Below are 14,083 nucleotides of genomic sequence, written 5' to 3' on the forward strand. Positions count from 1 at the left end.
ATATGTAGGGTGCGCACTGCGCACCTTACCCCTATAAGAAGTGCATTAAATCATTTTTTGCGTCTAGGACTGAATGACCAATTACTAATTCCTCTAGTGTTGGACTCACGCGGGTCATAAACCCGGTTTCTTCCTAGATATTTCGCTACTAAACCAAGATTTCCTGCCGAAACCGGGTTTATGAGGCGTCAATCCTGTCCCAATGACTAATGACCGCTGACTATTTCGCGCGGCCAGCCGTAGCATCGACAAGTTCCAACTGCGACAGGCGGAACGTAATCAGCTTGTCCCAATTCCCGCCTTCAAACAGTACCGCGACCTTTCCGTCGCTAACTCGCTGGACTTGTCCTTGAAAGGCGTAGTAAATCTCACCCTTATCTTTAACTCGAACTGCCGAACCTGGAAAAATCATAATTCTTTGAATGTTAAGTTTGCTCTTTATAGCTTACCGTTTCTCGTTTCTAGTTCCCAAGCAGAGCCTGAGAACTAGGCAAATCTTCGTCAAGCCGAAGACACGAGGCAAAGCCCAGAAACGAGAGTTTGTTAGGCTAAGGCTGCTACGGAAACTTTACCGGCAATGCGGCCCGCGATCGCCCGCAACTCCCTAGCTGAAGCAGAACCCGGTTGCCCCACCACGATCGGCACCCCCGAATCGCCACCTTCCCGCAACGGAATTTCCAGCGGAATGCGGCCTAACAGCGGCACTCCCAACTCAGCAGCAGTCTTTTCCCCGCCACCCGAACCGAAAATATCGTATTGCTTATCGGGCATATCGGGTGGCACAAAATAGCTCATGTTTTCCACAATTCCCAACACCGACACTCCCAACTGCTGGAACATCTTTAACCCCTTGCGGGAGTCCAACAAAGCGACAGTCTGCGGCGTCGTCACGATCACGACACCGGCCATCGGCACAGCCTGCGCCATTGTCAACTGCGCGTCTCCAGTACCCGGAGGCATATCGACAATCAGATAGTCTAAATCGCCCCAATTCACCTGATAGAGGAATTGCCGAATGATCCCGTTCAACATCGGGCCGCGCCAAATCACGGGTTGGTCTTTGTCAATTAAAAACGCCATCGACACTAATTTGACGCCGTAGTTGAAGGCGGGTTCGAGGCTTTCCCCGCTTTTTCCGTCCCTAACCATCACTTTTGCGTCCCCCAAACCCAACATATTGGGGTCGTTGGGCCCATAGATATCCGCATCCAGCAAACCCACCTTAGCGCCGGTTTGGGCTAGCGCTACTGCCACATTTACCGCCACCGTGCTTTTGCCGACGCCGCCTTTGCCGCTGGAAATTGCGATAATATTTTTAACGCCTTCAATTCCTTGGCGATCGACCACTCCCTTCTGCTGCGGCGTCTCGGCTGTCACCTCCACTGCCACTTTTTCGACTCCTGGCAACTGTTTGACCGCTTTTTGGCAATCTTCGACAATAAATTCTCGCAGCGGGCAAGCAGGCGTTGTCAGCACTAAAGTAAAACTGACGACACCGCCGTCAATTTTTATGTTACGAATCATGTTCAATTCCACCAAACTCTTTTGCAGTTCGGGGTCTTGCACGGGTCGCAGGATTTCTAAGACTGAACTAACATCGAGTGTATTGGGCATTGTGTTCTCCACCATAGCTCTGCAATTGGGTTTGCGAATTTTCGATCGCAGGTTTAAGTATATTTTTATTGCTATTTTTTAATGTAACTTCATAGCGATCGTTTGCAGACCTGCGGTGGCATAATTACATGACGACAGGATTTGGGACTCACGGTCAATCTCAAACTCAAATGCGATCGGCAAGAATTTCTACGACCGAAAGCAATTTGGTCACAATAGGCGAATTGAGCCGTGGTCGCAATTCTTCAATTCTTCAATCTAAAATCTTAAATCTTAAATCGGATGACAGTTTCTACCACACTTAAAACCGCCACTTCCCCGTTTTTGCCGCCCGCTGACTCTAGAGCTAGAGTCAGCCAATTTATGAAAACCCTACAAGACGAAATTTGTCAATCCCTCGAACAGCTCGATGGCGTTGGCAAATTTAAGGAGGACTCTTGGGAACGCTCCGAAGGCGGGGGCGGACGTTCTCGCGTCATGCGCGAAGGCGATGTGTTTGAACAAGGGGGAGTCAATTTTTCCCAAGTGTGGGGCGAAAGTTTGCCGGCTTTGATTCTGGCCAAGCACCCCGAAGCTGCAGGTCACGATTTTTATGCAACTGGCACTTCGATGGTGCTGCACCCCCGCAATCCCTACTTGCCTACGGTTCACCTGAATTACCGCTATTTTGAGGCCGGGCCGATTTGGTGGTTTGGCGGCGGTGTGGATTTGACTCCTTATTACCCCTTGGCTGAGGATGCAGCTCATTTTCACAAAACTCTGAAAGCAACTTGCGATCGCCACCATCCCGGATATTATCCGACATTTAAACTTTGGTGCGACGAATATTTCTATCTCCCCCACCGCCAAGAAACCCGCGGCGTCGGCGGCCTGTTTTTTGACTACCAAAGCGCTCAAGGCGCGCTTTACCGCGACCATCATGTCAAAGGCAAAGCCGCTGAGTGCAGCAACAACATCGGCGTCCCGGAACCTAGGACTTGGGAGTCGCTGTTCGCCTTCGTACAGGACTGCGGTCGGGCATTTTTGCCGGCTTACACCCCCATAATTGAAAAGCACCGATCGAAAGAATACGGCGATCGCGAGCGTAATTTCCAACTTTACCGCCGCGGCCGTTACGTTGAATTTAACTTGGTGTACGATCGAGGCACGACCTTTGGTTTGCAAACCAACGGACGCACCGAATCGATTCTCATGTCCCTGCCACCTTTGGTACGCTGGGAATACTGCTACGAGCCAGAACCCAACTCTCCAGAAGCCGAACTCTACTCCAAGTTCTTAAAACCGCAAGATTGGGCGAATTGGATGCCTCAGCAGTCACCGACCTGAGTTAAACTACTGGGACAGTAACCACCGCGATAGATAATAAATTTGAGGGAAGGGTCAGTGATTCATATTGATCAAAAAACCCACACGCTTCAAGACGGTACAACAGTTATCGTCTTAGCACCGACAGGACGGTTGGACATCACTACAGCTTGGCAATTCCGCCTCAAGTTGCAAGAGTGTATTTCCAAACTTAGCCGCCATGTTGTAGTGAATCTTGGTCAGGTTAACTTTATCGATAGCTCTGGCCTGACCTCACTTGTAGCAGGTATGCGGGATGCGGATAAAGTTAAGGGAAGTTTCCGCATTTGCAATGTTCATCCAGAAGCCAAACTGGTGTTTGAAGTCACCATGATGGATTCTGTGTTTGAAATCTTTGAAACGGAAGAAGAAGCTCTAGAGGGGGTGCCGCGCGCAAGTTGACCACTCTCGCTTGCATCGGTTGCGGTGTAAGCGCAATTTAAGCTTGAGGCTCACAAAAAGCGCCGGAACCCTGCACAAGAACAGGAAGCAGGTAAATTATTGCCAGCTTCCTTATGCTTTCTTCCTTTCTTGAGAGGTTGAGAGGTTCACCAAAACACTAAAGTAGAAGAATAGGTCAAGGTAAAGTCTTGCCTTCTATCCTAGATAGCTATATTTTTCTTCCTAGTTTCTTGTTGCTTCTTGCTTCAAACCAATATCTCAGCAGCAAAATCCTGACGCTTGACAAATCTAAAAGGGCCCATTAAAGCTCCCCAGATAGCCTTGCCTGTGGTGGGGCTTATTCCTTTGTCGTAGCTGAGAAATTCCTCGCCTGCGGCTTCAAATCCCAAGTCTACTTGGTAATTTTGCCCCCCGTAGGCAAAGCCGCAGCGAGTGCCCTCCGGCAAAGATGCCCGAAATCGATAGCCGTTTGAGGCTAGATTTTCCACCGCAACCGAGAGGGTGCAGCCGGGAAGGAGTTGGATTTGCTCCTTCGTTAGCTTTCCAAGCAAGTCGGGGTTGCAACCGGCTCCTTTGACGGCTGTAATGTCGTTGAACATATAATACTGAGCTTCGATAAGTTCCGGCGCTATCTGTGAGTGCCTCAGTTGCACGATGCGAGGGCGGTATGGCTTGTCTAATTCCAGAATGTTGGCTTGTTCGGCAAACAGGGCAATGCTGGGTTCGGAAAATAAAGGAACGGGTAGTGGTCTTTGCCACATACGAAGGTGGACGTACCACGCCGGCTCTGCTAGCGCTTGTTCTCGGTTGTCAAATTCGCCCGCCATGTACTGGGCTAAAGCTATTAATTCAGGAGAAATTGTCATGTTTGTTTTTTGAGGATTAGGGATTGACAAGAAAAAGTTATTGTGATATGTAAAACCATATCAAGGCTGGGCAAGTCAGAAGATGAGATTTATGAGCGATCCCAGAAGAGCTATGATTGTAAAGATACTGGGTTTTTTCCCTCATATTGCGACATATTAATTGTTGCTGCCGATCGCGCGTAAAATATTTTTGATAAAATTTTGTCTCGCAATCCGGCGGCAACGCTTAAAAAACTGGCAAATTTTGTCAGCCCGATCGCCGAATTGACCCAGCCCAACAACGGATACCGTGCCACTTACTTAAGTCGTGGAAAGATAAAAATTTTAGACCAAAGTTCAAGCTCCCAGATTTATCTGTGGGGTAAATCTAAAATCTAAAATCTAAAATCTCAAATCGACTGACTCCCCCGACTTTACTCACGCCGCGCTGGCACGCCCGCTACGGCAAAATTATTTATCTATAAGACTCAGGTGAACAATAACCGTACTGTTTCAGATACTAAGCGAAGTTTCTATACGATTCACACTCGACCGATCAACTCAATTTACCGTCGAGTGGTGGAAGAGTTGATGGTAGAAATGCACTTGCTTTCGGCGAATGCCGATTTTCAATACGACCCGATTTATGCTTTGGGTGTAGTGACAGCTTTCGATCGATTCATGCTTGGGTACGCCCCAGAAGCAGACAGACTTTCGATTTTTAACGCTTTATGCAAGTCCCTAGAAGACGATCCAGAGCGCTACAAGCAAGACGCTCAGCGATTGGAAAGCTTGGCGGATAGACTTTCGGGCAAAGAGTTGCTCTCGTGGCTCGATCGCTCGACCAGCTTTGAAGATACAGCGGATTTGCAAGCGTCTTTAGGGGCGATCGCCAGCAACCCTCAATTTAAGTACAGCCGCTTGTTCGCGATCGGTTTGTTCTCGCTATTAGAAAAAGCTGACCCTAACTTGGTAAAAGACCAAGAAACGCGAAACGACGCGATCGCCAAAGTCAGTGCGGCCTTGCACCTGCCAGAAGACAAAGTTAGCAAAGATTTAGATTTGTACCGCAGCAATTTGGAAAAAATGGCCCAAGCACGAATAGTGCTTCAAGATGTCATCCAAGCGGAACGGAAAAAACGCGAAAAACGAGAGACAAAAGTTACCGCTGGTCCTTCGGCTGACTCTTCTGACAGCAGCAATTAATCGTTTAAAAGAAGTTCGGCAGCGGATTCGCTTTCTTCGGATGTAACTGATATCTTGCACCATTCTCAATTAGCCGTAGGGGCGGGTTCGCCAACAGCCTGAAAGCTTGCAAATAGGTTCTATAAACCCGCCCGACCCACGAAAAATCCTCTTATTGATATTGCTGCAAGATGTCAGATGTAACCGATGTCACGAACAAAGAAGAAGGAGTTTTTTATTTTTTACATAAAATAGAAAACTCTTAAATTTTAATTTTTTGTTTTTGAATTCTGGTTTCTGCCATCTGATGAATCTTGCTGGCTCAGAAACTAAAAATCCCGCTTTCTGAATGGAGCGGGATCGACTTAATCAAAATAGAGCTGTTGGATTGGTACTAAGGCTGGGGTTCAAAATTAGTGGCGTTAGCTTGCAGCCAAGTGCTTAGCTGTGAAAGAACTTCGTTTCCAGAAGACTTGCCCAAAGCTGTGGGGTTTGGGGTGTCGGGCCTGTCCAAGTTGCGGGCGATCGCTGCGTTGACTTCTTTGGAAATCAAATCGTGAAGTTGCTCTTTAGCCCTAGCCCTTTGAAAGTGAGCTCCCTCTTCAGTCGTAGCGTACAGAGGTGGCAGCCTATTTAAAGCATAAGCTGCAATATCTCCCACATCCAGACTCAGGTCGCTCGTCGCCTCAATTTCGGCCACCCTAGCGATCGCATCGCTGAGCACCAACTCTTCCATCACGTTGATGAACTGTTTGCGTGGCAGAACCACAACTTCGCCAGTCAACAAAGATCCCATCAGACGATCGAGAGCCATGTACTCTTCGATCGACAATTCCGAAGCCGTATTGCAGATCCGTCCCACCTCAGCTTCCATAGACGGCGTTAAATAGCCATCTTGCAAAGCCTGTTCAACAATTTTTTCAATACTCATATATGCGTCCCCGCTCAACGGCATCATCAATAAAGTTTTGTGAAGACGCGATTGTTAGCGTCTTGAGATTCGAGTTTTGAGAGTTGAGTTGAGAATTTTTATACAAATCCTAACTCAATACTGATAACCCATAAAGTTATCTGCACACCCCAGCACAAACTTACCCCATAATTGACTGATAAATCCGTCAAAACCTGTAAAAACTCCTACTCAACTCCCTGAAGCCGCCAAGGTACAGGATCGACGGCCTGCCCGTGCACGTAAAGTCCCCAATGCAGGTGAGGGCCTGTGGAAGCCCCCGTTGATCCCAGAGTACCAATTACTTGACCTGCTTTCACGACATCGCCTTCCTTGACATCAATCCGGGCCAGGTGCATCAAAATACTGGCTACCCCCTGGCCGTGGTCAATACCAACGACATTGCCGTGGATTTTGAACCCTTGGGATTCGCGTCCCACTAGAGACACGCGACCTGCTGCTGGTGCCACTACAGGGGAACCGTAAGCACCCGCGTAATCAACGCCGCGGTGGTAGTAGTCTTGAGCAAATACCCCATTATAATAACGTCGCACCCCGTAAATAGTAGTAATTTCGCCGGAGTTGGGGCGCAACAATTTGCCGTCCCAAAATTTTTCGGGTGTCACGAGTGCTTTAAATGCGTCTACGCGATCGAACTCCGCGTCTGTACCTTCGCTGTCTTTCCCAGGCGGTAGCCAGATGGATTGAGTAGGAAAATTTCGATCGCGCACTTGGAGACTCAAGTTCTGCACTTGTCCGTCACCTGCGACTTGGATTTGGCGAGCACCGGGTTTCTCTAGGGGCGTCGTCGGTAGCAGGGCCCGAAAGCGGCCGTTGCCGATCGGAAAAGCGGGGTAGTTTTTTTGCTGTAGAGAAACTGTTGGAGTTTCCCCGCCGTTACCGTCAACCTGAATCATTACTGACAGCGTATCTCCCAGTTGGGGATTTGTCGGCGTCACAACTACCTGCAAAGCTTGTACCGGCAGGGCAAAACTCAGAAAGCCAGCAACAATTCCCCCGATCGAACCAGCGGTTAGCTTGTTTGCTTTCAACTGCCCCCACCGCAAAATCCGACCCGTAATTATTTCCGTACTTAGCCCGCAGTTGTCTCGATTCACAGTCATTACCATCACTAGCAGTCCTTAACCTTTCTCTCGCTGATATATTTTTAACTATCTAGACTAACTCTAGCAATCCGCAATAAAAATTTCTGTAGTGCGGGGAGGAAAGCCCGCTTCAGCCAGACGCTCACACTACCGTTTCCACTACAAATTTAGGAGAACCCAAGTTTCAACAGAAACACTCTTCATGTCTAAGCGGATGGGATTATATTTTATCAGTCCTAGCTACTGTTACATAACTTTTAACAATTGCTATTAGTTATATTTCACGGCGCTACAACAAAATTATTTTTAATTCCTCTGCTGTTAAATCACTTCTTTCTTGGCAGTTTATTTTCGGATAACCTTGCTAAAACTCTCTAGTTATTGTAGCCTACTTTTGAGTAAATAGTATTAATTCCCAATTTTTCAATCTCACATCTAAAATGGTAGGAGATAAAAATTGAGAATTGCTATAATTTGATTACCTAAATTTACAGAGATTCAAAGGTAGCGGTGAAACCATCTAAGGTCAAGCATTCTTCCATAAATTCCTCTACATCGTTGACATTCTCAAGCTGATATTCCATGATGCGTTGACCATCACCTTTCATCTTTTTGGAAGAGGAAGGCGTGGCAGGATATTTGGCAGCGATCGCTTTGAAAGCTTTGGAATGGGTATCCCAGCTTTCAGCAGAACATTTTATGATTAAAAGCCACATGATTAAATTCCTCCTTGGGTTTGGTTTACTAATAGTCTAACACGAGTAAAACTTAGAGCGATAGTGCCGAAAAATCAAGGGATTCTGTTGTTTTGAAAAAAGCTAAAAGCCGAGCGACTATGTGAGCAACACCACCCTTAACATTAGACTCAACATTCAAAGGCATCACCGGATCGTGGAGTGATAAGCGTAACAGAAACCAGCCAGATTCGCTAGGTGACGTGCAGGAAATTCGCAAACCTTCGTAGTTATTGGGAACTATTTTCCAGTCTGCTTGGGTTGAGACAAATTGTTGCAGTTGTTCAATAACGCGAGATCCGTGAGCCTTGAAATCCTCCACACCAATTTTAATCCGAAATTCGGCACTTTCTTCTGGTTCTTTTAAATTCGCAATTAAATCTGGCAAAGATTGGTTTGCTAGCTTTGACTTAGCCAATTCAATCAATAATTTGCTGACCAAATAAGCGCCATCATCCAGAAAGTAATTTTCTTTCAAAGCTCCATGTCCAGAGGTTTCAATCGCCAGCCATGATTCCTGTCCGGCTTCATTGAGGCGAATCGACTCGTCAATCACATTTTTGTAGCCGCGTTTAAAGCGATGGTGAATTCCTTTTAAATCTTGTTCGATGAATTGTGTCAAGCCATCGGAGGTGATAGAATCGGTGACAATGGTAGAGCCTGGGTGTTCTTGTAATATAATGGCAGAAATCAAGGCAATTAAGCGATTGCGATTGAGTTCCTTGCCAACTTGATCGACGGCCGCACTGCGATCGACATCGGTATCAAAAATAATCCCAAAATCAGCTTGATTTTCAATTACCGCTTGACAAATTGACTGCATTGCCTGTTTATCTTCGGGATTTGGCACATGATTGGGGAAAGTACCATCGGGTTCTAAAAACTGACTGCCCGTAGTGTCTGCACCTAAAGGTTTTAAGACTTTATCAACATAAAAACCACCAGCACCGTTGCCCGCATCCACAACAATTTTTAGTCCTGTCAGCGGCTGCTCAAAGTTATCGGGATGATTGACTGCTTCCCGGATTTTTGTAACAAATTGGTTAGCATAAACAGAGATGAAATCATGCTTTGTAATGTTACCGGGCGATGCGGCTGGCTGGAATTTATTGCTTTGCGCTATTCCTAAGATATCTGTAATATCCTGTTTTTGTAACCCACCTTTGGCGGTGAAAAACTTTAAGCCGTTGCGATTAAAGGGCAAATGGCTAGCAGTGAGCATAATTGCGCCGTCGCAATCAAAACCAGGGGTAATGGTACTCATAAACATGGCGGGGGTTGAGGCCATGTCAAAGTCGTACACTGTTGCCCCAACTGAGGTGATTCCCTCCATGACAGCTTGCATTAAGGTTGGCCCTGATAGGCGACTGTCACGCCCGATCGCGATCGTTAATTCTGCCGCTGGTTTCTTGACTTTTTGCACCAGCCAACTGACAAATGATTTACCTAAGATTGTCGCAATTTCGGGGGTGAGGTTGACTTTTTCATTGGGAACGCCTTCGAGGGCGATACCGCGAATGTCTGAGCCATTTTGAAGTTTTGTCCAGTTGAAGTTTTGCATAATAATTGATGGTAAGTAAAAAGATCGGAGTCGGCTGTAGAAACTGATCGTACAAACTTTCGTTTGCTGCTAGACGGTTCGAGTCAGTTTCGCCGATCGTCTTTCGCGGACTAATAAATAAACAGGGGAGAAATTTGGGATTTGGTATTATATCATGTCCGGTCGATTACCCCTAATACGGTAGGGGTTCCCCTCACGAAAAATATCTGCCAATAATTGACAATCTCAAAAACCCGCCCTTTTAATCGCTCGATCGGACATGGTATTATTAGTCATTACGGTGACAGAGTTTTTCAATTCAATCAGCTAATCGGCATTTAAGTTGTATTTAAAGAAACAATCCCAGTCTTGTGGGTGGGATTTGAGCAACGCCCAAAATATCCAATTGAAATGTTGACCCGCTTACTGAGAATTTTGACCCCATCACCGCTAAGCTTAAGCTCTAATTTCTTAGTCGCGTTCCACGCTGTAAATTGCTTGCAAGCGGAACTCACCATGAGCGGGAACTTCCACAATATCTGTAGCTGCATTGGTCGTTTCTACGCAGAGTAAGCGCTGATAATCTGCATCATCAAGGTCGGCCATATTTGCAGAAATTGTCACCCAGGGATTCCACACTACGACGGATTTACTACCAGAGGATTTAATGCGAATACGGCGATTGAGGGCGCTATCGTCAATGACTAATTCATTGGTGACATCGAGATAAATGCGATCGACTTCACCTGTTACTACCACTGCACCCACTTGAGTCTTTTCCACCCCACCATCCGCTTTATCAAGATATTGGCTATTTTCTAAACCTAAAACCTGCACGCGGTTGATATCCCCGACTTGGAAATAGGTGTGGAAAGCTTGGGTGAGGGGAAATGCTTTGTCGCCTAGATTGCGGGTGATTAATTCTACAGTGAGGCTGGTGCCGATCGTAATCTCGATCGCCAGTTCAAAAGCTTGGGGCCAAATTCCTCTAGTTTCATCGCTATCCTTGAGTCCGAGAGTGACTTTAGTTGCACCATCGGGGGTTGTGGCGGTTTCTAGCACATTCCAGAGGCGATTCCGCACAAACCCATGACTTGGACGCCCCAAGGCTTCGGGATCTGGGCCAAACCAGGGCCAACAGATGGGTATACCGCCTTTGATGGCTTTCCCTTCTGCGTAGTAGGCTTTGTCGCTGACGAACATCAAGTCTGTGGTTTCGGTGGCTGGTTGAAAGGAGAGCACTTGACCGGAATACACAGAAATTAAGGCTTTGGCTTGACCGTTGTCGATGTGAATCATCGGGAAACCACCGTTTCCGGTGGCGAAGGTGAGGTTCCCGGCTATGCCGTAGTCTGCGTTTAATTGGTCAATACTCATCAGAAATATGGGTTTGAAACCCCGTCCTTTTAGGACGGCTTTACATTGGATGGGAGGGGGAGGAATTCTCCCCCGATGAATGCTTGTTACCGCCTTGGATATACTAACGACGTTCGACGTTTTGTATTCGCCTTTAACCCGGACAGTTACGGATCGAGTGCTTTCTACCTGTACGCATAACAAGTGGCGGTAAGCCCGTGTGTGTATATCCCTTCGCCACTGATATCCCTTGAGGTTACAGACTAGGGAGGCATCCAGTAACATCGTTCGGTGTACCACCACCAGATAATTCAGTTTGTCTCAAAGACGCAGGCTAGACACTGTTTTAGTCTCAAATTAAGAAGGTGGTGAGTCTTCCTCTTTCAAGCCCCATGCCTTTAGGCTGGGGTTAGTGACGCTGTTGGCTTGGTGAATTGCTTTACAATTATCCGATATTATGGTTACTAGATTGATTAGATTGTTGAGTTTGACCTGCGAGGGTGCGATCGACACAACGATGCAGTCAGAGAAACCGATAGCGAGTCCCCACACATCGCGAGGGGATGTGCATCGAACCCACCGGCACACCTTGCTGATTTCTCGGATGGCCAAGCTAATGCAGCACTTCATCAAAAGACGGCGCAGCCGCAAAACTCCGCATCTGGCTTGATTCGTTGTATAGCCCGGAAACCCTTGTGGTGTCGCCCACAGCCTCCCTCGCTAAAATTTGTCTTCGTAGAGTCTGGCGCCAGGGGATTAATGTAATGGGTAATAACTGTCATGGTACAAGCGCACTCAAACATTTGAGGTAATCTCATCTTTTCTGTGCGCTTAAGTTTTGTTATGCTGAGCCAGAATCGGGTTTTTTCAAATATATACGTTCCATATCCCGTGTATTTAAATATAACGAAATTTTATTTAAATGCAGTTTAACTGCCACATCCTTAAGGATTTGTTTAATGGCCTGACTTTTGCTCACAACGCCCAAATTATAAAATAGCCTGTCGAGTGTTAGCGATCGCCCCACATAATCTGTTTTAAGCACGGTAAATCCTGCCTTAGTTGCAAGTTTTTCTAGCGTGGTGGTCGTAAAAAAGTAAATATGTCCGTCGCAACTGAGACTTCTTTCTCTTTTACCCAATAATTTGAAAACCAATGTATCGTAGCGGGGGGTTTCCATCACGAATATCCCACCCGGCTTCAAGATCCGATAAACTTCTTTCAACGTACTGCAAGGATCGGATACGTGTTCGATCACGTGCATCATCAATACAGCGTCTGCCGATCGATCTTCTAGTTCAGCTTTTTCTAATATGGTTGGGATGATTTCGATTCCAAACTCCGATTCTGCATATCTGCACATACCCACATTAGGTTCAAGCCCAACTACATTCCACCCATCTTGCTTAAAGAAGTTTAACAAATACCCCAAGCCACTTCCCACTTCAATTAACTTACCTTTATTGGGATAATGTTTGTGAAGAAAAGCTCTGGTTTTTTCATAATCTTTTACCTGCAGTGCTTCTTTTTCCAGTCTCTGCGAATCTTGGTTAACTATCGCAGATAATACAAACTCTGGATCGTAGTTTTCTATTAATACACTATCTACTTCTGTGCTTCTCGGATTAGCATACATCAATCCACAGGCTTTACAATTGACAATTTGATTTACCTGGGCTACTCCCTGCTCAAATCTCACAGTATAGTCATTACTACCGCACAAATTGCATGCAACGTATGTCATAGCTTTGATTTCTTTTACTTTGTTCAACTGAGTTCGGCATTGATTCTAACATATTCACCTGTGGCCAGCCACAAGTGTTTATTTTTGTTACACAAGTTTACATGATTCTCGCTATTCCTGCTACACACTCTAAATTTATTATCCGCAAAAATTAGTTTATTAAACCAATATTTATTGTTAATTAGGAATGAGAATTAAATAACTTAGAATGCGTGATGCTTCTTGTGGGATGGGCGTCCCGCCCGCCATTTCTGGACGGGCGGGACGCCCATCCCACTGTCAAGAGTGTAAATTATTTAATTCGCGATCCTTAGTTCACACACAACAGCTTGAATATAGCGGAATTTATAGAATATATTTTTTCACCCATGCCTTTTATAGTCTCCATAAAATATAAAATATAAAATATAAAATAGTATAAACATAAACATAAATCTCAATTTAATTTATTGTATAATTGGGTGATTATTATAGCAATCCTAAATCATTCAGGTACATTTGTAGGGGTAGTGCTACCCCTACTCCCCGTGCCTACCCCCTATCTATCGGGGCAACCGGGCGTGGGATTGCCCGTACAATAATTAGGCGAATGATTTAGGGTGGCTATATATCTAAAATAAGTGCGTTATTAAAAACAATTACAGCAGTTGTATTGCCCATGTTTTTCGATGTATCTCTCCGATTTCTTCATTGTTATTGCGTGATAGCCGGATGCAGCAAAGTTGCTTGCTAATCGATACTCAGTTTTATTACAGCATATTCGGTGATTGATGAAATACAGTAGCCGCTATATTTATTCGGCAACATCGGTGACTCGATAGGCAACTGTGCCACCTGTTTTTTCGATTGCAGCAACTAAGTCCTTGAGTCTATCTTCGCGGCGGGCAGCAAGCATGAGTTTGGCTCCGCTGGCGGCTAAACGATGAGCGGTGGCTTCACCTAAACCGCTACTTGCTCCAGTAATGATGACCACCTTGTTTTGAATCTCAGACATATTCACTCCTGTTAATTGATTAAATCGGCTCACCTAAAATCGATCGCAAATCCGCTTAATTACCAAGCGCGATCGTATTGAATTGGAGCAGGCACCGATTGACGTAGTTGCTTCGCAGCCCGCATCGGCCAATAAGGATCGCGCAGCATTTCTCTAGCAAGTAATACCATATCTGTTTGACCTGACAGTTAGGCAGGGGGAACGCATCTTATTGAACACTGTTCATCAGTGGTGAGTATATTTTGAGATAAATTCACCCTTCTTAGAAGC

At 46.0% G+C, this 14,083-nt stretch carries 13 protein-coding genes; 3 read left to right on the forward strand and 10 right to left on the reverse strand.

Features of this window, described 5'->3' with window-relative positions:
• Positions 1-220 precede the first annotated feature (220 nt).
• Entirely contained in the window at positions 221-412 is a 192-nt protein-coding gene (locus QT973_RS20145; RefSeq protein WP_015175937.1) for an NAD(P)H dehydrogenase subunit NdhS, read from the reverse strand.
• Positions 413-543: 131 nt separating this feature from the next.
• Positions 544-1,614, reverse strand: coding sequence for an Mrp/NBP35 family ATP-binding protein (locus tag QT973_RS20150; RefSeq protein ID WP_333057242.1), 1,071 nt, complete (start codon positions 1,612-1,614; stop codon positions 544-546).
• 282 nt (positions 1,615-1,896) lie between these two features.
• Here QT973_RS20150 and hemF point away from each other — a divergent pair, with 282 nt between their 5' ends.
• Together hemF and QT973_RS20160 are read left to right on the forward strand one after the other, a co-directional pair.
• Positions 1,897-2,940, forward strand: coding sequence for an oxygen-dependent coproporphyrinogen oxidase (gene hemF / locus QT973_RS20155; RefSeq protein ID WP_333392051.1), 1,044 nt, complete (start codon positions 1,897-1,899; stop codon positions 2,938-2,940).
• A gap of 57 nt (positions 2,941-2,997) precedes the next feature.
• Complete coding sequence (locus QT973_RS20160) at positions 2,998-3,360, forward strand: STAS domain-containing protein (RefSeq protein WP_006631392.1); 363 nt, start codon at positions 2,998-3,000, stop codon at positions 3,358-3,360.
• 245 nt (positions 3,361-3,605) lie between these two features.
• On the opposite strand, the gene QT973_RS20165 is transcribed toward QT973_RS20160, so the two are convergent.
• Positions 3,606-4,226 (reverse strand): chromophore lyase CpcT/CpeT, encoded by a 621-nt coding sequence (locus tag QT973_RS20165; RefSeq protein ID WP_333392053.1) that lies wholly within the window; start codon positions 4,224-4,226, stop codon positions 3,606-3,608.
• Between the two features lie 471 nt (positions 4,227-4,697).
• Here QT973_RS20165 and psb29 point away from each other — a divergent pair, with 471 nt between their 5' ends.
• Positions 4,698-5,411 carry a photosystem II biogenesis protein Psp29 gene (gene psb29, locus QT973_RS20170; RefSeq protein ID WP_333057246.1) on the forward strand — a complete coding sequence of 238 codons (714 nt, stop codon included), beginning with the start codon at positions 4,698-4,700 and terminating at the stop codon, positions 5,409-5,411.
• Between the two features lie 373 nt (positions 5,412-5,784).
• Here the strand turns inward: psb29 and QT973_RS20175 are convergent, their stop codons facing one another.
• The 7 genes from QT973_RS20175 to QT973_RS20205 form a co-directional block, all read right to left on the reverse strand.
• Positions 5,785-6,321 (reverse strand): late competence development ComFB family protein, encoded by a 537-nt coding sequence (locus QT973_RS20175; RefSeq protein ID WP_006631395.1) that lies wholly within the window; start codon positions 6,319-6,321, stop codon positions 5,785-5,787.
• Positions 6,322-6,527: 206 nt separating this feature from the next.
• Positions 6,528-7,469 (reverse strand): M23 family metallopeptidase, encoded by a 942-nt coding sequence (locus QT973_RS20180; protein WP_333057250.1) that lies wholly within the window; start codon positions 7,467-7,469, stop codon positions 6,528-6,530.
• Between the two features lie 464 nt (positions 7,470-7,933).
• Positions 7,934-8,161, reverse strand: a complete 228-nt coding sequence (locus tag QT973_RS20185; protein WP_333057248.1) for a hypothetical protein — start codon at positions 8,159-8,161, stop codon at positions 7,934-7,936.
• A 52-nt stretch (positions 8,162-8,213) separates the two neighbouring features.
• A complete protein-coding gene (locus QT973_RS20190) occupies positions 8,214-9,740 on the reverse strand; it encodes a phosphomannomutase/phosphoglucomutase (protein WP_333057249.1) in 1,527 nt (508 codons plus the stop codon).
• A 450-nt stretch (positions 9,741-10,190) separates the two neighbouring features.
• Entirely contained in the window at positions 10,191-11,096 is a 906-nt protein-coding gene (locus QT973_RS20195; protein WP_333058639.1) for a D-hexose-6-phosphate mutarotase, read from the reverse strand.
• An 820-nt stretch (positions 11,097-11,916) separates the two neighbouring features.
• Positions 11,917-12,846, reverse strand: a complete 930-nt coding sequence (locus tag QT973_RS20200) for a class I SAM-dependent methyltransferase (protein ID WP_333058640.1) — start codon at positions 12,844-12,846, stop codon at positions 11,917-11,919.
• 766 nt (positions 12,847-13,612) lie between these two features.
• The gene (locus QT973_RS20205; protein ID WP_445243063.1) at positions 13,613-13,813 is read right to left on the reverse strand and encodes an SDR family NAD(P)-dependent oxidoreductase; all 201 of its coding nucleotides are present in this window, start codon (positions 13,811-13,813) and stop codon (positions 13,613-13,615) included.
• Positions 13,814-14,083: the final 270 nt, after the last annotated feature.

This window comes from Microcoleus sp. Z1_A1 (genome assembly GCF_036700305.1).
GTDB lineage: Bacteria > Cyanobacteriota > Cyanobacteriia > Cyanobacteriales > Microcoleaceae > Microcoleus.